Source organism: Ectopseudomonas chengduensis (assembly GCF_900102635.1).
GTDB classification, from domain to species: Bacteria; Pseudomonadota; Gammaproteobacteria; order Pseudomonadales; family Pseudomonadaceae; genus Aquipseudomonas; species Aquipseudomonas chengduensis.
This window is the reverse complement of record NZ_FMZQ01000004.1, coordinates 235,851-255,940: the sequence shown is the minus strand read 5'-3', so window position 1 is coordinate 255,940 and position 20,090 is coordinate 235,851. Positions and strand designations below refer to the sequence as shown.

Annotated in this window: 18 protein-coding genes; 5 read left to right on the top strand and 13 right to left on the bottom strand. The window is 64.5% G+C overall.

Translation table 11 applies throughout. The annotated features are described in order from the left end of the window. Positions 1 to 81: 81 nt before the first annotated feature. A complete protein-coding gene (locus BLS08_RS09460; RefSeq protein ID WP_090336406.1) occupies positions 82 to 1,281 on the top strand; it encodes an MFS transporter in 1,200 nt (399 codons plus the stop codon). 15 nt (positions 1,282 to 1,296) lie between these two features. Continuing rightward, entirely contained in the window at positions 1,297 to 2,697 is a 1,401-nt protein-coding gene (lpdA, locus tag BLS08_RS09455) for a dihydrolipoyl dehydrogenase (protein WP_090336404.1), read from the top strand. A gap of 195 nt (positions 2,698 to 2,892) precedes the next feature. Here the strand turns inward: lpdA and BLS08_RS09450 are convergent, their stop codons facing one another. The 7 genes from BLS08_RS09450 to BLS08_RS09420 all read right to left on the bottom strand — a co-directional run bounded on the left by BLS08_RS09450 (position 2,893) and on the right by BLS08_RS09420 (position 13,961). Next, positions 2,893 to 3,258 carry a DUF5064 family protein gene (locus BLS08_RS09450; RefSeq protein ID WP_017678103.1) on the bottom strand — a complete coding sequence of 122 codons (366 nt, stop codon included), beginning with the start codon at positions 3,256 to 3,258 and terminating at the stop codon, positions 2,893 to 2,895. A gap of 12 nt (positions 3,259 to 3,270) precedes the next feature. Further along, complete coding sequence (arcC, locus tag BLS08_RS09445) at positions 3,271 to 4,197, bottom strand: carbamate kinase (RefSeq protein ID WP_017678102.1); 927 nt, start codon at positions 4,195 to 4,197, stop codon at positions 3,271 to 3,273. 182 nt (positions 4,198 to 4,379) lie between these two features. Beyond that, a complete protein-coding gene (locus tag BLS08_RS09440; protein ID WP_017678101.1) occupies positions 4,380 to 5,390 on the bottom strand; it encodes an ornithine carbamoyltransferase in 1,011 nt (336 codons plus the stop codon). A gap of 64 nt (positions 5,391 to 5,454) precedes the next feature. Next, positions 5,455 to 6,705 (bottom strand): arginine deiminase, encoded by a 1,251-nt coding sequence (gene arcA, locus BLS08_RS09435; protein ID WP_017678100.1) that lies wholly within the window; start codon positions 6,703 to 6,705, stop codon positions 5,455 to 5,457. 15 nt (positions 6,706 to 6,720) lie between these two features. After that, the gene (gene arcD, locus BLS08_RS09430; protein WP_017678099.1) at positions 6,721 to 8,148 is read right to left on the bottom strand and encodes an arginine-ornithine antiporter; all 1,428 of its coding nucleotides are present in this window, start codon (positions 8,146 to 8,148) and stop codon (positions 6,721 to 6,723) included. Between the two features lie 423 nt (positions 8,149 to 8,571). Continuing rightward, complete coding sequence (putA, locus tag BLS08_RS09425; RefSeq protein ID WP_017678098.1) at positions 8,572 to 12,507, bottom strand: trifunctional transcriptional regulator/proline dehydrogenase/L-glutamate gamma-semialdehyde dehydrogenase; 3,936 nt, start codon at positions 12,505 to 12,507, stop codon at positions 8,572 to 8,574. Between the two features lie 563 nt (positions 12,508 to 13,070). Next, complete coding sequence (locus tag BLS08_RS09420; protein ID WP_017678096.1) at positions 13,071 to 13,961, bottom strand: LysR substrate-binding domain-containing protein; 891 nt, start codon at positions 13,959 to 13,961, stop codon at positions 13,071 to 13,073. Between the two features lie 96 nt (positions 13,962 to 14,057). Here BLS08_RS09420 and BLS08_RS09415 point away from each other — a divergent pair, with 96 nt between their 5' ends. Beyond that, a complete protein-coding gene (locus BLS08_RS09415; protein WP_017678095.1) occupies positions 14,058 to 14,627 on the top strand; it encodes a lipocalin-like domain-containing protein in 570 nt (189 codons plus the stop codon). 27 nt (positions 14,628 to 14,654) lie between these two features. Here BLS08_RS09415 and BLS08_RS09410 read toward each other — a convergent pair whose 3' ends face one another. The 5 genes from BLS08_RS09410 to BLS08_RS09390 form a co-directional block, all read right to left on the bottom strand. Further along, complete coding sequence (locus BLS08_RS09410; RefSeq protein ID WP_017678094.1) at positions 14,655 to 14,882, bottom strand: DUF2790 domain-containing protein; 228 nt, start codon at positions 14,880 to 14,882, stop codon at positions 14,655 to 14,657. Between the two features lie 86 nt (positions 14,883 to 14,968). Further along, positions 14,969 to 15,151 carry a hypothetical protein gene (locus BLS08_RS09405; protein ID WP_017678093.1) on the bottom strand — a complete coding sequence of 61 codons (183 nt, stop codon included), beginning with the start codon at positions 15,149 to 15,151 and terminating at the stop codon, positions 14,969 to 14,971. Between the two features lie 90 nt (positions 15,152 to 15,241). Then, complete coding sequence (locus BLS08_RS09400; RefSeq protein ID WP_017678092.1) at positions 15,242 to 16,198, bottom strand: LysR family transcriptional regulator; 957 nt, start codon at positions 16,196 to 16,198, stop codon at positions 15,242 to 15,244. A gap of 193 nt (positions 16,199 to 16,391) precedes the next feature. Further along, complete coding sequence (locus tag BLS08_RS09395) at positions 16,392 to 16,994, bottom strand: LysE/ArgO family amino acid transporter (protein WP_017678091.1); 603 nt, start codon at positions 16,992 to 16,994, stop codon at positions 16,392 to 16,394. Further along, positions 16,994 to 17,407 (bottom strand): ACT domain-containing protein, encoded by a 414-nt coding sequence (locus tag BLS08_RS09390; RefSeq protein WP_017678090.1) that lies wholly within the window; start codon positions 17,405 to 17,407, stop codon positions 16,994 to 16,996. Before BLS08_RS09390 ends, BLS08_RS09395 begins: the two co-directional genes overlap by 1 nt. A gap of 94 nt (positions 17,408 to 17,501) precedes the next feature. Here BLS08_RS09390 and BLS08_RS09385 point away from each other — a divergent pair, with 94 nt between their 5' ends. Then, a complete protein-coding gene (locus BLS08_RS09385) occupies positions 17,502 to 18,404 on the top strand; it encodes a LysR family transcriptional regulator ArgP (protein ID WP_017678089.1) in 903 nt (300 codons plus the stop codon). Between the two features lie 122 nt (positions 18,405 to 18,526). Then, a complete protein-coding gene (locus tag BLS08_RS09380; protein WP_026088689.1) occupies positions 18,527 to 19,525 on the top strand; it encodes an NAD-dependent epimerase/dehydratase family protein in 999 nt (332 codons plus the stop codon). Here BLS08_RS09380 and BLS08_RS09375 read toward each other — a convergent pair. After that, the gene (locus BLS08_RS09375; protein ID WP_017678087.1) at positions 19,516 to 19,803 is read right to left on the bottom strand and encodes a hypothetical protein; all 288 of its coding nucleotides are present in this window, start codon (positions 19,801 to 19,803) and stop codon (positions 19,516 to 19,518) included. The two genes, BLS08_RS09380 and BLS08_RS09375, sit on opposite strands and share 10 nt — an antisense overlap. Positions 19,804 to 20,090 lie beyond the last annotated feature (287 nt).

The window sequence follows — 20,090 nt, the reverse complement described above, 5'->3', positions numbered from 1 at the left end:
AATATGATGGACGACATTCAATGTTTCATATTATGGTCGAAATATAAATAGCCGCCAGTCGCTGTCGATCGGAGTTTCGCCATGCAGCCTTCCCGTGTTTTGTTGATCATCCTGATGCTGCTCACCGCGTTGGGGGAGACCTCCACGCAGTTGCTGATTCCCGCCCTCGGTGAGCTGGAGCGCGGGCTGGAGGCCGAGCCTGGTAGCAGTCTGTTGGCGCTGTCGCTGTTCGTCGGCGCCTTTGGCCTTGGCCAATTGCTGCTCGGACCGCTGTCGGATCGGCTCGGGCGCCGTCCGGTGCTGCTTGCCGGGTTGAGCCTCTATCTGCTGGCGACCCTGGGCATGCTGCTGGCGCCGAACATCGACGTGCTGATCGGCATGCGCGTGCTGCAGGGGCTGGGCGCCTGTGCGGCGCTGGTGCTGGCGCGTGCCATCGTCCGTGACGTGTGGCAGGAACAGGCCGGGCCGGCCCTGGCGCTGACGGTGCTGGGCATGTTCGCGGCCATCGTCCTGTCGCCGGTGGTTGGCGGCCTGCTGACCCAGTTCGGCGGCTGGCGTGCGCCGCTGTTGGCGACCCTGGTACTTGGCAGCCTGGCCTTGTTGTCGGTGCTTACCGGCTACCGCGAAAGCCATCTGCAGCGCGATCCGCAGGCTGGTCGACTCAAGGGCCTGCTGGCCAGCTACCTGCAGGTGTGGCCCAGTTGCCGCGCGCTGGCGCTGACCATTGCCTGTACCTACGGCTCGATGTTCGTCGTGGTGGCCGGTTCCTCGTCGGTGTATATCGGCCTGCTGGGGCTGAGCGCGGCGCAGTACGGGTTGACCTTCGCCCTGATCGTTTCCGGTCTGCTCGGCGGTGCCCTGTTCACCCTGCGCAACGTGCAACGCCTGGGGCCGCAGAAGGTGGTGGGCATCGGCGTCGCGCTGGTGCTGCTCGGGTCGTTGCTGACCCTGGCGACCTACCTGCTGTTTGGCCTGTCGCTGCTGGGGCTGTCGCTGCCGCAGGTATTGGTGACGCTGGGCGGTGGCATGCTGCTGCCGGCCGCCGTGGCTGGCGCGGTGATTCCCAATCCGCAGCGTGCCGGATTGGCTGCGGGGCTGATGGGCTTCTCGCAGATGGCGGGCGCCACCCTGGCCGGCCTGCTGCTCGGCGCCCTGCAGGATGGCTCGGCCTGGCCTATGGTTGCCTTGAATGCGCTATTCGCCGTGTTGGCGTTTCTGTTCTTCCACCTCTTGCGCGTGCGCCCGGCCGTCACGGCTGTGGTGGCCGGCAAACTTCCCTGATTCGAGGACAAAGTTATGAGCAGCTATGACGTGGTCATCATCGGCGCCGGACCCGGTGGCTACAACGCGGCCATTCGCGCCGGGCAACTGGGTCTGAAGGTGGCCTGCGTGGAAGGGCGAGAAACGCTCGGTGGCACCTGCCTGAACGTCGGCTGCATGCCGTCCAAGGCCTTGCTGCATGCATCCGAACTCTACGAGGCCGCGGCCGGTGGTGAGTTGAGTGCCCTGGGGGTGGAGGTCACGCCGACGCTCAACCTGGCGCAGATGATGAAGCAGAAGGCCGATAGCGTCGAAGCGCTGACCAGGGGCGTGGAGTTTCTGTTTCGCAAGAACAAGGTGGAGTGGGTCAAGGGCTGGGGGCGGATCGATGGTCCAGGGCGAGTGCAGGTCAAGCTGAGCGAGGGCGGCGAGCGTTTGCTGGAAACCAGGAACATCGTCATCGCCACCGGCTCGGAGCCAGCACCTTTGCCGGGTGTGGAGATCGACAACGCGCGCATCCTCGACTCCACTGGCGCGCTGGCGTTGCCCGAGGTGCCGAAGCACCTGGTGGTGATCGGCGCCGGGGTGATCGGTCTGGAGCTGGGCTCGGTGTGGCGCCGCCTGGGCAGCCAGGTCACGGTGGTGGAATACCTTGAGCGCATCTGCCCCGGTCTTGACGGCGAGACGGCCAAGACCCTGCAGCGCACCCTGAGCAAGCAAGGCATGAGTTTCAAGCTCGGCACCAAGGTCACCGGTGCCAAGACGGGCAAGTCCGGCGTGACCCTGACGCTGGAGCCGGCAGTAGGCGGTGCGAGCGAGACCCTGGAGGCCGATTACGTGCTGGTGGCCATCGGTCGACGTCCTTATACCAAAGGGCTCGGGTTGGAGAGCGTCGGCCTGAGCACAGACAAACGCGGCATGCTCGGTAACGAAAAGCACCAGAGCGGAGTGCCCGGTGTGTGGGTGATCGGCGACGTCACTTCCGGGCCGATGCTGGCGCACAAGGCTGAGGACGAGGCGGTGGCCTGCATCGAACGCATCGCCGGGCACGCCGCCGAGGTCAACTACGGGGTGATCCCCGGCGTGATCTACACCCGCCCGGAAGTGGCCAGCGTCGGCAAGGGCGAGGAGGAGCTGAAGGCCGAAGGCCGCGCCTACAAGGTCGGCAAGTTCCCCTTCACGGCCAACAGCCGGGCGAAGATCAACCACGAGACCGAAGGTTTCGTGAAGATTCTCGCCGACGCCAATACCGACCAGATTCTCGGCGTGCACATGATCGGCCCGAGCGTAGGTGAGCTGATTGGCGAGTATTGCGTGGCCATGGAGTTCTCAGCCTCGGCCGAGGACATCGCGCTCACCTGCCATCCGCACCCGACTCGCTCCGAGGCAGGGCGCCAAGCAGCGATGGGTGTGCATGGCTGGACGATGCAGGCCTGAGAACGGGCTGGGTGTCGCGGGTAGTCCAGGCCGTGCTTATCGGGTGTTGCGTCGATTGAACGATCACATCTGAAAAAGCCGTCATGCCCGCGCAGGCGGGCATCCAGAACCTAGGAATCATCTGGGCTCCCGCCTTCGCGGGAGTGACGATAAATGGCTGTTTCAGCGCGTAGCCCGGATGCAATCAGGGCTACGTCATAGGATGTGGTCGAGATTTACCGGTTCGCCCGGTTGGGCGTTGAGTTTGCTGCGGATGTCGGCGAACACCTTGTCGTATTCGTCATGGCCGCGCATCACCGGGCTGGCGTTGGGGTGCAGGCCATGGCGGGCGGCCACGCGGGTGGCGACGCTGGCAAAGTTGAAGGCGACGTCGCGATGCAGTTCGAATTCTTCCTCGAAATGCTTGCCGTCCACCTCGCCGACCAGGCGCATGTGCAGCATCGGCCCCTGCTGCGGGTCCTTGCGGACTTCGTAGTAGAAGTCCACCGAGAAGGGCGGCAGCAGGCGCATGTGCTCGGGGCGGTCGTTATTGTCGCGGTGCAGGTGACCGGGGGTGAACATGATTGTGCCCTCTCAGCGATAGACGATGCCCTTGCAGTCCAGGCTGATGCGCGTGCCTGAACGACCCTGGACGATGGCTTCGATATTTTCCAACGAACCGATCACCGCGCTGCTGCCGGTATTGCGCGCGAACTCGCAGGCGGCCTGTACTTTCGGACCCATGGAGCCGGCGGCGAAGCCGAGCGCTTCGATGGCGTCGGGATGAGCTTCGGCGATGGATTTCTGCGTGGGTTTGCCCCAGTCGACATAGGCAGCGTCGACATCGGTGGCGATCACCAGCAGGTCGGCATTGAGCTGTTCGGCCAGCAGCGCCGAGCACAGGTCCTTGTCGATCACCGCTTCGACGCCGCGCAGTTGGTTGCCGTCGTACATGGTCGGGATGCCACCGCCACCGGCGCAGATCACCACGCTGCCCTTTTCCAGCAGCCACTTGATCGGGCGAATTTCGAAGATGCGCTGCGGGCGCGGGCTGGCCACCACGCGGCGGAACTTGTCGCCGTCCGGGGCGATACTCCAGCCTTTTTCGGCGGCCAGACGCTCGGCTTCCTCTTTGCTGTAGACCGGGCCGATGGGTTTGCTCGGTTTCTTGAAAGCAGGGTCGGCGGTGTCCACTTCCACCTGGGTGAGTAGGGTGGCGAAGGGCACTTCGAACGGCAGCAGGTTACCCAGCTCCTGTTCGATCATGTAACCGATCATGCCTTCGGTCTCGGCGCCGAGCACGTCCAGCGGGTAGGGATTGGCCGCGTCATAGGCATTGCCCTGCAAGGCCAGCAGGCCGACTTGCGGGCCGTTACCGTGAGCGATGACCAGCTCGTTACCGGGTGCCACCTTGGCGATCTGCTGGCAGGCGATACGTACGTTCTCTCGTTGATTTTCCGCGGTCATGGCTTCACCGCGGCGAAGCAGGGCGTTACCGCCCAGGGCGATGACGAGTCGCATGGTGTTCTCCTTGTTCGTGTTCGTAGTCCGGATGCAATCCGGGGCAGTGGAACAGGCCATTCCCGGATTTCATCCGGGCTACATGACTGCGTTGCCGGTCAGACCCTCTCCCCCGGCCCCTCTCCCATAAATGGGAGAGGGGAGACAAGCTCATCCCCGGATTGCATCCGGGCTACGTCAACCTAAATATCAGCCAGGGTCGCCACCAGAATCGCCTTTATGGTGTGCATGCGGTTTTCCGCTTGCTCGAAGGCGATGTTCCAAGGCGACTCGAACACCTCTTCGGTGACCTCGATGCCGTTCTTCAGGTGCGGATACTGCTCGGCGATCTGCTTGCCGACCTTGGTCTCGCTGTTGTGGAAGGCCGGCAGGCAGTGCATGAACTTCACCCGCGGGTTGCCGGAGGCCTTCATGATCTCGGCATTGACCTGATAGGGCAGTAGTTCCTGGATGCGTTCGCCCCAGGCTTCCACCGGCTCGCCCATGGACACCCAGACGTCGGTATGGACGAAGTCGACGCCCTTGACCGCCTCCTTCGGGTCTTCGGTGAGCAGGATGCGTGCGCCACTTTCTTCCGCGAACTTCTTGCAGGCGGCGACGTGTTCCTCGCTGGGCCACAGCGCCTTGGGCGCGGCGATGCGCACATCCATGCCGAGCTTGGCGCCGATCAGCAGCAATGAGTTGCCCATGTTGTTGCGCGCGTCACCCAGGTAGGCGTAGGCAATGTCGTGCAGCGGCTTGTCGCTGTGCTCGCGCATGGTCAGCACGTCGGCGAGCATCTGCGTCGGGTGGTACTCGTCGGTCAGGCCGTTGAACACCGGCACCCCGGCGTACTGGGCCAGTTCTTCGACGATTTCCTGCTTGAAGCCGCGGTACTCGATGGCGTCGTACATGCGCCCGAGCACGCGGGCGGTGTCCTTCATCGACTCCTTGTGGCCGATCTGCGAGGAGTTGGGGTCGATGTAGGTAACGTTGGCGCCCTGGTCGTAGGCCGCCACCTCGAAGGCGCAGCGGGTGCGGGTGGAGGTTTTCTCGAAGATCAGCGCGATGTTCTTGCGAGTCAGGTGCTGCTGCTCGGTGCCGGTGTACTTGGCGCGCTTGAGGTCGCGTGACAGGTCGAGCAGGTAACGCAACTCGCGGGTGCTGTGGTGCATCAGGCTGAGCAGGTTACGGTTGTGCATGTTGAAAGCCATGATTCGTTCTCCTCGTGGGCAGTGGAAACACCCCGGCAGCGGATGGCCGCCGGGGCTGGCTGGATCAGTAGTCGATAGGGTCGCGGATGATCGGGCAGGTCATGCAGTGGCCGCCGCCACGTCCGCGCCCCAGTTCGCTGGCGCTGATGGTGATGACCTCGACGCCGGCCTTGCGCAACAGCGTGTTGGTGTAAGTGTTGCGGTCGTAGCCGATCACCACGCCGGGCTCCAGACAGACCACGTTGTTGCCGTCGTCCCACTGCTCGCGTTCGGCCTCGTATGCGTCGCCGCCGGTTTCCACCACGCGCAGCTTCTTCAGATTGAGGGATTCGGCGACCACGTCGACGAAGGGTTTGTCCTCGCGGCGTACGTCGATGCCACCCGGGCGGCTCTCGTCCGGGCGCAGGGTGAAGGGCACGATGCTGTTAGCCACTTCCGGGAAAATGGTCACCAGGTCGCGGTCGCAGAAACTGAACACGGTGTCCAGGTGCATGGCCGCACGGGAGCGGCCGAGGCCAGCGACCACTACCCGCTCGGCCGCGCCCTTGGCGAACAGTGCGCGCGCCACCTGGCCGATGGCCTGGTGCGAGCTGCGTTCGCCCATGCCGATCAGCACGGTGCCGTTGCCGATGGGCATCACGTCGCCGCCTTCCAGGGTGGCCGAGCCGTGGTCCTGGTCCGGATCGCCGTACCAGATCTCGAAGGGCTCATTGGCGAAGTCCGGATGGAAGGTGTAGATGGCGCTGGCGAGCAGGGTTTCCTGACGGCGTGCTGGCCAGTACATGGGGTTCAAGGTGACGCCGCCGTAGATCCAGCAGGTGGTGTCACGGGTGAACTGGGTGTTGGGCAGCGGCGGGAAGATGAAGCTGGCTTCGCCGAGGTAGGCGTTGAACATCTTCGCTGCCTCGGAATCCGTGTGCTTGGCCAGGTCTGCGCCGGATACGCCGCCGATCAGGAATTCGGCGATCTTGCGTGGCTCCAGCCCTTCGATGAAGGCGCGCACTTCATTCTGCAGGCCGAGGCCGACACTGTTGGGGGTGATCTTGCGGTCGAGTATCCACTTCAGCGCGTTGGGGTCGCTGACGGTCTCTTCCAGCAGGTTGTGCATCTCCACCACTTCGATGCCACGTTCGCGCATCTTGGTCATGAAATCGAAGTGGTCGCGCTTGGCCTGGGATACCCAGATCACATCGTCGAACAACAGTTCGTCGCAGTTACCGGGGGTCAGGCGCAGGTGGGCGAGGCCTGGCGAACAGACCATCACCTTGTGCAGTTTGCCGGCTTCGGAATGAACGCCGAGGGGCTTCTTGGACATATCGAACTCCTTCTCTTACAGACTCAGGAAGCCGTCATACAGCCCGTAGGCGGCGATGGCGGCACCGATCAGCACGGCGACGAAAATGATCTTCTCGACGCCGGTGAAAATGGGCTGTCCCAGTTCGCGCTTGGCCTTGGCGAAAAGGAGCGCGCCAGGGGCATAGAGCAGCGCGGACAGCAGCAGGTACTGCACGCCGGCGGCGTATACCAGCCACACCGCGTACAGGGTGGAGATGCCTGCGATCAGCAGGTCCTTGTTGCGCTCGCCGGCGGCGTTCTCGTAGGTCTCGCCGCGCACCGCCAGCAGTACTGCGTAGGCGCTGGACCAGAAGTAGGGCACCAGGATCATCGAGGTGGCCAGGTACAGCAGACTGAGGTAGGTGGAGGCGTTGAACAGGGTGATGATCAGAAACAGCTGGATCAGTCCGTTGGACAGCCACAGCGCATTGGCCGGAACGTGATTGGCGTTCTCCTTGCGCAGGAACTCGGGCATGGTGTGGTCGCGGGCGCTGGCGAAGAGAATCTCGGCGCACAGCAGCGTCCACGACAGCAGCGCGCCGGCCAGCGAGACGATCAGGCCGATGGCGATCAGCTGCGCGCCCCAGGGACCGACCACCTGCTCCAGCACGCCGGCCATGGACGGGTTCTTCAGCCCGGCCAGTTCGGCCTGGGCCATGATGCCCTGAGACAGGATGTTGACCAGCACCAGCAGCAGAAGCACGCCGACGAAACCGATCACCGTGGCCTTGCCGACGTCGCTGCGCTTCTCGGCACGGGCGGAGAAGATGCTCGCGCCTTCGATGCCGATGAACACCCAGACGGTGACCAGCATCATGTTGCGCACCTGATCCATCACGCTGCCCAGCTCGCTGTTGCCACGGCCCCAGAAGTCCGCGGTGAACACGTCCATCTTGAAGGCGATGGCGGCGATGACGATGAACAGCGCCAGCGGCAGCATCTTGGCGATGGTGGTCACGGTGTTGATAAAGGCCGCTTCCTTGATCCCGCGTAGCACCAGAAAGTGCAGCAGCCAGAGCAGCACCGAGGCGCCGATCACCGCCGGCAGGGTGTTGCCTTCGCCGAAGACCGGGAAGAAGTAACCCAGAGTGGAAAACAGCAGCACCATGTAGCTGACGTTGCCGATCCAGGCGCTGATCCAGTAGCCCCAGGCCGAGGAGAAGCCCATGTAGTCGCCGAAACCGGCCTTGGCGTAGGCGTAGACGCCGCCGTCGAGTTCGGGCTTGCGGTTGGCCAGGGTCTGGAACACGAAGGCCAGGGTCAGCATGCCCACGCCGGTGATCAGCCAGCCGATCAGGGTGGCACCGGCGCTGGCGCTGGCGGCGATGTTCTGCGGCAGCGAAAAGATACCGCCGCCGACCATGGAGCCGACGACCAGCGCGATCAGCGCACCTAGGCGGAGTTTTTGCGTTGAATCAGACATCTCAATTACCTCCGTGTCACAGGGGGACATAGGTATTGAGCGCGTTTGGCGAGCACAGCATCCTGACTTGAATCAAAAGTCAGGATTCGTCAACGCACATCCTTGTTGCAAGCGTTGTCGAGCACCTGAACGAGTCAGGACTGCTGCTCTGGCTGGTACGCTGAGGCGCCAGTCCAATCACGATAGTCCGTACTTTCTGTTACGCAATGATGGCGAGTTGAGATGGGATGAAGGCGGGGGGATGAAATGGGCGGGGCGGTTGGCCCCGCTCGACGCACCGGCCGGATAGGCTGGCGCAGACCCGAAGGTCAGAAGGAGAGAACACGGCGCCGGGCGGGTAGCCCCTGCTGGCAGTTGCACCGTGTGGGTGCAGCATGACGCGGAAAGCTTTCAGCCAGCTTTCCACGCCATTACCGGCTGCGATCAGCCGATGGTCATCAGGCTGGCGTTGCCGCCGGCCGCCGCGGTGTTGACGCTCAGGGCGTGTTCCACCAGCAGACGTTCCAGGGCGATGTCGGTCTCGCCCTTGTTCAGGCCGTGTACACCGACGATGGCGCCCTTGCGCTGGGCCGCCTGCTCGCTGACCGCGCGCAGCTGGTCGGAGTCGCCGTGGTGCAGGATGGCGTCCAGCTCCACGTCGACGCTGTTCCAGTCGGCCACCAGCTGGATGTGCTTCTGCACCTCTTTCGGCAGTTCGGCGTATAGCGCGCGCTGGCTCTCCAGCCAGATCGCCTGGCTGCCCACGGCCAGGGTGGCGGCCAGCTGGGCCAGCAGGTCGTTGCGCTCGTCGGCCAGGTTGAGCACATGCTCACGCGGCAGCAGGGTGTAGCTGTTGCGCTCGCCGGTCGGGCCGGTCAGCACGTGGCTGCTGTAGCTCTGCGACAGCGTGCGGTACTGCTCGAACAGTGCGGCGATGGCCGGCTCCTGCTTGCCTGCCCAGTCGGCGAAGGCACTGCGCACCTTGTCCAGCTCGCTCGGCACCGGCAGGGCCTGCACTTCGGCCTGTTGCAGGTACTGGGCGACGGCCTCCTGCGGGCGGGTCGACAGCAGACGGTAGAGGTACAGCGGGCCACCGGCTTTCGGGCCGGTACCGGACAGACCTTCGCCACCGAACGGCTGCACGCCGACCACGGCGCCGACCATGTTGCGGTTCACATACAGGTTGCCGACCTTGGCGGTGCCGACCACCTGGGCGATGGTTTCGTCGATGCGCGTGTGCACGCCGAGGGTCAGGCCGTAGCCGCTGTCGTTGATCTGCTGCAGCAACTTGCCCAGATCCGCGCGCTGGTAGCGCACCACGTGCAGTACCGGGCCGAAGATCTCGCGCTTCATCTCGTCGAAGCTGTCCAGCTCGATCAGGGTCGGCACGACGAAGGTGCCGCGCTTGATGTCGTCAGCGTTGACGCGCGCCAGTTGGGTGACCTTGCGGCCTTTCTCGCGCAGCTTGGCGATGTGCGTGTCGATGCCGGCCTTGGCTTCGGCGTCGATCACCGGGCCGATGTCGGTGTTCAGGCGCTCGGGGTTGCCGAGTGTGTACTCGGCCATGGCGCCCTTGAGCATGGTCAGCACGCGGTCGGCGACGTCGTCCTGCACGCACAGCACGCGCAGGGCCGAGCAGCGCTGGCCGGCGCTGTCGAAGGCGGAGGCGACCACGTCCATCACCACCTGCTCGGTCAGCGCCGAGGAGTCGACGATCATGGCGTTGAGGCCGCCGGTTTCGGCGATCAGCGGGATGGTGCGGCCCTGGGCATCCAGGCGCCCGGCGATATTGCGCTGGAGGATGCCGGCCACTTCGGTAGAGCCGGTGAACATCACCCCGCGCACGCGCTCGTCACCGACCAGGCGCGCACCGACGGTTTCGCCACGGCCCGGCAGCAACTGCACGGCGCCGGCCGGTACGCCGGCCTCGAGCAGAATACGCACGGCCTGGGCGGCGATCAGCGGCGTCTGTTCGGCCGGCTTGGCCAGCACGGTGTTGCCGGCGGCGAGCGCGGCGGCCACCTGGCCACTGAAGATCGCCAGGGGAAAGTTCCACGGGCTGATGCACACCACCGGGCCCAGCGGGCGGTGGCTGTCGTTGCCGAAGCTGCGGGCCTGGATCGCGTAGTAACGCAGGAAGTCCACCGCCTCACGCACCTCGGCGATGGCGTTGGCGAAGGTCTTGCCGGACTCGCGCACCAGCAGGCCCATCAGCTGTTGCAGTTCGGCTTCCATCAGGTCGGCGGCGCGTTCCAGCACGGCGGCACGTTCGGCCGACAGGGTCGACTGCCAGATCTGCCCGCTGGCCAGGGCGCAGAGGATGGCGCTGTCGACATCCTTGACGCTGGCTTCGCGCACGTGGCCGACCAGGTCACGGTGATCGGCCGGGTTGCGCACTGGCTCCGGCTCGCCCGGGTTAGGTGCATCGCAGCCGAGCATCGGTTCGGCGACGTAGCTGAGATTGGTGGACGACAGCAGCGCCGAGGACAGCGAGCCGAGGCGGTGTTCGTTGGCCAGGTCGAGGCCAGCGGAGTTGACCCGCTCCTTGCCGTACAGGTCACGCGGCAGGGCGATACGCGGATGCGGCAGGCCGATGGCACCTTCCTGCGCGGCCATCTGCTCGACCTGCAGCACCGGGTCGAGGACCAGGTCTTTCAGCGAGATGCTGTGGTCGGCGATGCGGTTGACGAAGCTGGTGTTGGCGCCGTTTTCCAGCAGACGGCGTACCAGGTAGGCCAGCAGGGTTTCATGGCTGCCCACCGGTGCGTAGATGCGGCACGGGCGGTTCAGCTTGCCGTCGGCGATCTTGCCCACCACCTGCTCGTACAACGGCTCGCCCATGCCATGCAGGCACTGGAACTCGTACTGGCCCGGGTAGTAGTTCTGCCCGGCCAGCTGGTAGATGGCCGACAGCGAGTGGGCGTTGTGGGTGGCGAACTGCGGGTAGATGGCTTCCGGCGCGGCCAGCAGCTTGCGTGCGCAGGCCAGGTAGGACACGTCGGTGTACGGCTTGCGGGTGTACACCGGGTAGCCTTCCAGACCATTGACCTGGGCCAGCTTGATCTCGCTGTCCCAGTAGGCGCCCTTGACCAGACGGATCATCAGGCGATGACGGCTGCGCTTGGCCAGGTCGATGACGTAGTCGATCACATAGGGGCAGCGCTTCTGGTAGGCCTGGATGACGAAACCGATGCCGTTCCAGCCGGCCAGGGAGGGCTCGAAGCACAGGCGCTCGAGCAGATCCAGCGACAGCTCCAGGCGGTCGGCTTCCTCGGCGTCGATGTTGAGGCCGATGTCGTACTGCTTGGCCAGCTGGGTCAGGCCCAGCAGGGTCGGGTACAGCTCGTCCATCACGCGCTCGTACTGGGCGCGGCTGTAGCGCGGGTGCAGGGCGGAGAGCTTGATCGAGATGCCCGGGCCTTCGTAGATGCCGCGACCGTGCGAGGCCTTGCCGATGGCATGAATCGCCTGCTCGTAGGAGGCCAGGTAGCGCTTGGCGTCTTCCTCGGTCAGCGCGGCTTCACCGAGCATGTCGTAGGAGTAGCGGAAGCCCTTGGCTTCCAGGGTGGCGGCGTTGGCCAGGGCCTCGGCGATGGTTTCGCCGGTGACGAACTGTTCGCCCATCAGGCGCATGGCCATGTCCACACCCTTGCGGATCACCGGCTCGCCGCTCTTGCCGATCAGGCGGTTGAGCGCCGAGGTCATGCCGGCCTCGGTGTGGGTCGACACCAGCTTGCCGGTGATCAGCAGGCCCCAGCTCGCCGCGTTGACGAACATCGACGGGCTCTGGCCGAGGTGCTGGCTCCAGTTGCCGTTGGCAATCTTGTCGCGGATCAGTGCATCGCGAGTGGCCTTGTCGGGAATGCGCAGCAGGGCTTCAGCCAGGCACATCAGCGCCACGCCTTCCTGCGACGACAGCGAGAACTCCTGCAGCAGGCCCTGCACCAGGCCCTGACGGCCGCTGGCGTTCTTCTGGTTGCGCAGCTTTTCGGCAATACCCAGGGCCAGCTTCTGCGAGGCCTCGGCCTGTTCCTTGTTCAGGCGCGCCTGCTCCAGCAGCATCGGCACCACTTCGGTTTCCGGGCGGCGATAGGCGCTGGTGATGGCGGCGCGCAGCACCGACTGCGGGAGGATGCTTTCGGCGAAATCGAGGAACACCTGCAGGCCCTGCTCGGTCAGCGACTCCAGCGCTTCTTCACCGGCGGCAGCAGCCAGGCCGGCATGCTCGGCGGGCGTCAGGCCACTCTCGACTTGCTCCAGATAATTGAAGATCGCCTGCTTGATCATCCAGTGCGGCGTACGGTCGATCTGCGCAGCGGCCTTTTTCAGGCGCTCGCGGGTAGCATCGTCGAGTTTTACGCCAAGCGTGGTGGTGGCCATAGGGGTGTCCTATTTTTGTCGGTTGTACAGGGTGAAGCTGCCTGGAGCAGTTTCTGGCGTCGCTTGCGACGGCCCTAGGGGCTGCCGCCATGGATGGCGGGCAACAAAAAAGCTGCGGGAGATTAAACCTGCTTTGGCATCTGGTGCAACTAGGTGCAACCAATTTGGGTGGCATCCCGACGGACGTTCATTTCACCCTCAAGGTTGACGCTGTAGCCCCTGTGCTCCTTGAGTTGCAGAGTATCAACCACACTCCGCAGCTTCGATTCGGGCAAGAGCGAAGGATTCGCCCAATCCAGTCTGCCGAGGCGCTGCGTCATCATGGTGCAACCGTGGTGCTACCCCTGTGCCTGGGCTCACAACGGTGCTGAGCTGCGCTTCGAGCGCATCGCGACTGGGTAGTACCTGTTCAGCATAGACCGCGTCATCGGAGCAACGTGGCTCCCGGTCGTCGGGAGCCAGCTGCTGTAGCAGGCAGTTGAAGAACGCAGGCGGCGACTGCCTGCATGCAGGCGCTAGGGCGACGCGTGAGGCCAAGGCCGAGGTGATTTTTCAACAGCCTGCTAGGCCCGTTCGCGGAGGATGGCAATGAAGGCCTGCAGCGGCGCCGGAACGTGGCGATAGCTGGAGTAGTAGAGACACAGGCCCGGGAAAGGCGGCGTCCAGTCCTCCAGCAGCAAGATCAGCTTGCCTGCCTCCAGTGCCTTGCGAGCAAAAGCCTGTGGAACGTAGGCGATACCCAGCCCGCGACAGGCAGCCTCGACCAGCAAGTCGTTGTCATCCAGGCTCAATGTGCCCGGTACATCGAGCGCCAGGTGCTGCGTGCCCCGTTCGAACTCCCAGCGATAACGCTTGCCGCTGGGCATGCGTTGGCGGATGCAGCGATGGCATCGTAGCTCGTCAGGTGTGTCAGGACGCCCGAAGGTGGCGATATACGCCGGTGAGGCGACGGTGACGAAGCGTACGTCACCGCCGAAGGGTACCGCCACCATGTCCTTGGGGACCGACTCGGCCAGGCGCACGCCGGCGTCGAAACCCTCGGCGACGATATCCACCAGCCTGCCCTCGCTGACCAGGTCGAGCTCCACGTGGGGATGGCGTTGCAGGAAAATCGGTATCACCTGCTCGAGCAACCAGCGCGCGCCGCCCTTGCTGGCATTGATGCGCAGGGTCCCGGCGAGTTCCTCGGGCCCATGGCTGACCGCATCCAGTGCGTCGTCCAGCTCCTGAAGCAGAGGCGTCAGGCGCTGCAGCAACTGTTCCCCGGCCTCCGTCACGGCCACGCTGCGGGTGGTGCGGTGCAGCAGGCGAACCCCCAGGCGCTGTTCGAGCCCCTTGATTGCATGACTGAGAGAGGAGCGCGATACCCCGAGGGAATCGGCGGCCTTCTGGAAGCTGCGCTGCTGAGCGACCTGAATGAAGGCCTTGAGATCGGGGAGGCTGGCGTTGCTCATTGGTGAGTTTTCTTCACGAGGGCGTTCGTATTGGTGGGGCTTATCATAGCTCGACCCGGCTCATACCATCGGTTTCACCCTTTAAGGAGATTACCGATGAAGATCGAGCAGAGCACCCGAGCCTCCCTGTGGATTGATCTGGCTGACAGGGGCTGGTCCTTTTCGCGGCCAACACTGATGGCCGGTTTGCTGGCACTGGCCCTGAGCGCCACGGCCAGCGGGAGCGAATCCGACGCGCGTGCGATCAACCAGGTGGCAGGCACCTGGCGTATGGTTTCCGCCACCCTGGAAGCAGATGGCAGGATCGAGCGTCCGTACGGTGACAACCCGCAAGGCATGCTGGTATTCACGCCTGACATGCATTTCGTCGAAGTGCTGACCAACGGCGATACACCGCGTTTTGCATCCGATGCGCGCGGCGGGGGTAGTGACGAAGAAAATCGCCGTGCCATGGCGTCGAGCATCGGCTTCTTTGGCACCTACAGCGTCGACGAGCAGGGGCGTTTTGCCGGTAACCGGGTCGAGGGCGCCACCTTTCCCAACTGGGTCGGTGGCGTCAGGACGACGAAGGAGTTGCAGCTGAGGGTCGAGGGGGATCGGATGTACGAGACCTTCACGCGGCCAGACGGTGGACGCTTCAGCGCCGAGTTCGTGCGGTCCAGGTAGAGCCAGGATGTGTGGCCTTTGCGGTGCTCAGTAGCGGCAGTCTTCGCCGGTACGTTGGTAGATCAGCGTGTGCTGTTCACCTTTGGAATCCAGGTAGACCATGCGGGCTTCACCCGCTTCGCAGCCTTGCGGCAGGGTCTGGCTGATGACCTTGGCAATGTCCAGGTGCATGCCGTAGTGGTAGTGCTCGGGCGTTTCGGCATGTGCCAGGGTGGCGGCGCAGCCGAAAGCGAGCAGGCAGACGATACGTTTCATGGTGGCCTCGATGCAGGAAAAAGGGCCGTTTCAGCGGCCCGAGGGACGCCGGTCAGGAGCGCGGCCGGCGCCAGGTAAGCTCTGGTTCAACCGTGCTGATCGCTGTTCTGTGTGCTCGCGGTTTGCGCCTGCTGGGTGGCTGTGGCGTGCGGCTGTTGCTGGTGGGCCTGTTGATGAGCGACGAAGGCCGCCGACTCTTCGGCGAAGCAGGCCTGAGTGGCCAGCAGAGTGGAAAGGGACAGGACAGTGGCAGTGAGAAGGTTCTTCATTGGGGCGATCCTCTTGGGATTCTTCGTGGGTTCGAAGTCATCCTAGTGAGGCATCGAGGTGCGAAAAAGCGCGTTCCGGGTGAATGACCATTACCTATAGCGCAACAATCCTGCAGGCGTCGCCCAGTATTGCGCGTCGTCCAGTACCGCTTCGTCAGCGCGCAGCAGCGGCGGCAGTTCGGCCTTGAGAAACTCCACCCAGGTGCGGGTCTTGGCATCGAGAAAGCGTCGTGACGGATACATCGCATAGATGTTCAGGGCGCGCAGCCGGTGCTGCGGCAGGATGCGCAGCAGGCGTCCTTCACGCAGCGGCTGGCTGGCGACGAACGAAGGCAGCAGACAGAAACCCATGCCGGCCTGGGCCGCCTTGACCAGGGCTTCAGCGACGTTGACCTGAAAGCACTCGGCCGGCAGCGCCTCCAGTTGCTCGTCGCCGAAATCCCATTGGCCACGGTACAGCGGGTCGGTCAGGCGCAGGTAGCGGTGCTGCTGCAGATCGCTCGGCTGCTGCGGGATGCCATGCTGGGCCAGGTAGCTGGGGGCGGCGCAGAGTACGCTGTAGACCGGACCCAGGCGTTGCGCCACCAGTTGCGAGTCCGGCAGGTCGCGGGCGAAGGCGACGGTCACGTCGTGGCCGTCTTCGAGCAGATCAGGGGTGCGTTGCGCCAGGGTGAGCTCTACCACCACCTGTGGATAACGCTCGGCGTAGCGGGCGATCAATGGCGTCAGGTGCTGCAGGCCGAGGCCGGTCATGGTGTGCACGCGCAAGCGACCGCTGGGGGTGTGGTGGGCGCCGCGCGCTTCGGCGTCGGCTTCGTCGATCTGGCCAAGAATCTGCCGGCAGCGCTCCAGATAGCGCTCGCCGGTTTCGGTCAGCGCCAGGCGCCGCGTGGTGCGCTGCAGCAGGCGTGCCTCGAGATGTTGCTCCAGCTCGGTGATCAGTCGCGATACCTGCGCGGTGGACAGATCCAGCGCCTGGGCCGCAGCGGTGAAGCTGCCGCGCTCGACCACTTGAACGAACACGCGCATCGCATGCAGGGTATCCATTGTTGCTCCTGGCGTAAGGGCATCTCTAACAACTACCTGCGTTGCCATCGCGGCGTTAAAAACAGGCTCAAAATGCTCATTTACAACTCGTAAACTGCGCTTTTTCGCCTGTTTTTGCCTTGCGCTGGCTGCCTCGCTTACGTTGCTAGAGGCGCCCGTAATAGGCCAGACGCATTATGCGCGACTGCAAACCTTACAACGCACCCAGAATCAACTGCGCCGCCACCGCGAACATCATCGCCGCCACGCCCAGATCGATCAGGCGCCAGGTCAACGGCTTTGCCAACCAGGGCGCCAGCCAGGCCGCGCCGAGCGCCAGAGCGCTGAACCAGAGAAAGGACGCGCTGGCCGCGCCAGCGGCATAGGCGCCGGGTTCAGGTTGCTGGGCACCGAGCGAGCCGATCAGCAGCACGGTATCCAGATAGACGTGCGGGTTGAGCAGGGTGACCGCCAGCGCTGCGAGCAGCACCGCGCGCAATGAGCGCGGTTCGCTACCGGCCGCCTGCAGCGATTGCGGGCGCGCAGCGCGCAGCAGCGCCTGGCTGCCGTACCAGATCAGGAAGGCGGCGCCGCCCCAGCGAGCGATGGCCAGCAAGGTCGGACTCTGTGCCAGCAGGGTGGCCAGGCCGAACACGCCAGCGGCCACCAGCAGGGCATCGCAGACGATGCACAGGGCTGCCACTGGCAAATGATGTTCGCGGCGCAGGCTCTGCGCCAGGACGAAGGCGTTCTGCGCACCGATGGCCATGATCAGACCGATGGCCACCAGCAGGCCATTGCTGTAGCTCTGCCACATCATGCCGGCTCCGGCAGGGATGCCGCCGACAGGGCGCGCAGGGTGGAGAGCGCCCGTTCGGCTCGTTCGCTGGGCACGAAGATATGGTCGTGATGAAAGCCGGCGACCACGTTGCAACTGATGCCGGCCTGCGCCAGGGCGGCGGAAAAGGAAGCAGTAAGACCCACGGCCGCCAGCGACGAATGCACCTCAAGGGTGATCCAGGCGGCGACGTAGTCGTAGCTCAGGCCATGGGCATCGGCGATTTCGCGCGTCAGCACCAGGCTCAGACCTTCAGGCTCGTGCATGCTGGCGAGCGGCTGCAGGGTGCTGCAGTCATGCTCGGCTGGGACACAGCAGAACACGTACTGACCGGGATTGAGCTGCGGCGTCATGCTCTGCAGCAGGCGTGCGAGGTTGGTTTCGCCAGACATGGCGGGCTCCTGATTGGGTTGAATGCTGGCGAGTCTGCTGTGTGTGGATGTATAAGAGAAACCAATATTGCTGATCACTCATTAGGAAAATCGATTGTTCGATTACAAACTTCTCGCCGCTCTGGCCGCGGTGGTGGAGCAGGCCGGCTTCGAGCGTGCGGCGCAGGTGCTGGGGCTGTCGCAGTCGGCGGTGTCGCAACGCATCAAGTTGCTCGAAGCGCGGGTCGGCCAGCCGGTGCTGGTGCGCGCGACGCCGCCAGCGCCTACCGAAATCGGTCGGCGCCTGCTCAACCACGTGCAGCAGGTGCGCCTGCTCGAGCGCGACCTGCAAGGCCAGGTGCCGGGGCTGGATGAACAGGCCTTGCCCGAGCGCCTGCGCATCGCCATCAACGCCGACAGCCTGGCGACCTGGTGGGCGGCGGCGACCGCCGAATTCTGTGCCGCTCAGCAGGTGTTGATGGAGTTGGTGGTGGAGGATCAGGAGGTCGGTCTCAAGCGCATGCGCGCGGGCGAGGTGGCCGGTTGCGTGTGTGCTGCCGAGCGCCCGGTGGCGGGTGCGCGCAGTCTGGCGCTGGGGGCGATGCGCTATCGCGCGCTGGCCAGCCCGGCCTTCATCGCCCGGCATTTTGCCGCTGGCGTCAGCGCTGACGCGCTGGTGCGTGCGCCGGCCATCGTTTATGGCCCGGATGATCAGTTGCAGCATCGTTACCTGGCGGGCTTCGGTGTCACTGGTGCTTTTGCCTATCACCTGTGCCCCTCGTCCGAAGGCTTCGTGCGTCTCGCTGAAGGCGGTTTGGGCTGGGGCCTGGTGCCGGAACTGCAGGTGCGCGAGGAACTGGCCAGCGGCAGGCTGGTGGATCTGCTGCCCGAGCGTTTCATCGATGTGCCGTTGTACTGGCACCATTGGCGCAATGGCGGCGAATTGCTCAGCGAGCTGACCGAATGCCTGCGTCGCGCAGCCGGCGGCGCGCTGGTGCAGGTGCAACCCGGTCCGTAGGGTGCGCCCTGCCAGGCGAGTACGGCCTGGCGGGTCGGTATTCTGGCCGTTACCGACAGGGCAGCGGGGGACGAGCGCTGCTAGAGTGCGGCAACTACAAGAATCAATGGTAGGGGATGGCGATGAAGATTCTGGTCACCGGCGCGAGTGGCTTCATCGGGGGGCGCTTCGCTCGTTTCGCGCTCGAACAGGGCCTGGACGTGCGGGTCAACGGCCGTCGTGCCGAGGGCGTGCAGCATCTGATCAAGCGCGGCGCCGAGTTCGTCCAGGGCGATCTGGGGGATGCCGAGCTGGCCCAGGCGCTGTGCCGGGATGTCGAGGCCGTGGTGCACTGCGCAGGTGCGGTGGGCGTGTGGGGCGACTATGCGCATTTTCATCAGGCCAACGTCACGGTCACCGAGAATGTCGTCGATGCCTGTCTCAAACAGAAGGTGCGGCGCCTGGTGCATCTGTCCTCACCGTCGATCTATTTCGATGGCAAGTCCCATGTCGATATTCGCGAGGAGCAGGTGCCCAGGCGCTTCTCCGATCACTACGGCAAGACCAAGTACCTGGCCGAGCAGCAGGTGTTCGCCGCGCAGGAGTTCGGCCTGGAGGTAATCGCTCTGCGTCCGCGCTTCGTCACCGGCGCGGGTGATACCAGCATCTTCCCGCGCTTGATCGGCATGCAGCGCAAGGGTCGCCTGGCGATCATCGGCAATGGTCTGAACAAGGTCGACTTCACCAACGTGCACAATCTCAATGACGCCTTGCTCAGCTCGCTGCAGGTGGACGGGGCGGCGCTCGGCCAGGTGTACAACATCAGCAACGGCGCGCCGGTGCCGCTGTGGGACGTGGTCAATTACGTCTTGCGTCGCCTCGAGCTGCCCCCGGTGACGCGGCATGTGCCGTTCCCGCTGGCTTACGCCGCGGCGACGCTCAACGAAGGCGTGTGTCGGGTGCTGCCGGGGCGGCCCGAGCCGAGTCTGTTTCGTCTTGGCGTGGCGGTGATGGCCAGGGATTTCTCTCTGAACATCGACCGTGCCCGCGAGTACCTTGGTTACGAACCCCGGGCCAGTCTGTGGGATGCACTGGATGAATTCTGCACCTGGTGGCAGGCGCAGATGGGACCTCAGGCGTAGATGCGTTGGCCGCGATAGATACGTACCGAGCCGCTTGGCGCGCCGACCGGTATCTCGACGGCGGCCAGTGGGGTGGCCGATGCGCGCTGCGGTTGATCGGACAGTTCGGCCAGGCGCTGGCCGAGGCGGCGGGTTTCTTCATCGTCGGATTTCAGGCTGCCATCGAGCATGGCGCCGACCGCGTTGGGCTGGCTCAGGCGAATGTCCACGTCCTGCTCTTCGCGTAGACGGCGACGCAGCGCTTTCATGCAGTCCAGTACTTCTTTGTTCAGTTCCATTGCCACTTCCCCCGATTGGTTGAAGGGTCACGGGTTCAGGCCTTCCTCACCATCCGTAACCGCGCCAGCCGTAATCCTTCGGCTGGGACACATCTTCGTGCTTTGCAGAACTTTCAGGCCGCCTGCTGGCTTGTGAGCGACGCGCTATCGGCTCGTTCACGACGGGAGAAAAAAGCAAAGTGCGTACCAGTTCATGTTTTGCGGAACTGCTGGGCTGCAGGCGAGTCGATGGCCCTGTCGCGCCCTTCGTCGGTGCGCCGCGCACCTGCTTGGCGCGACGCTGATGG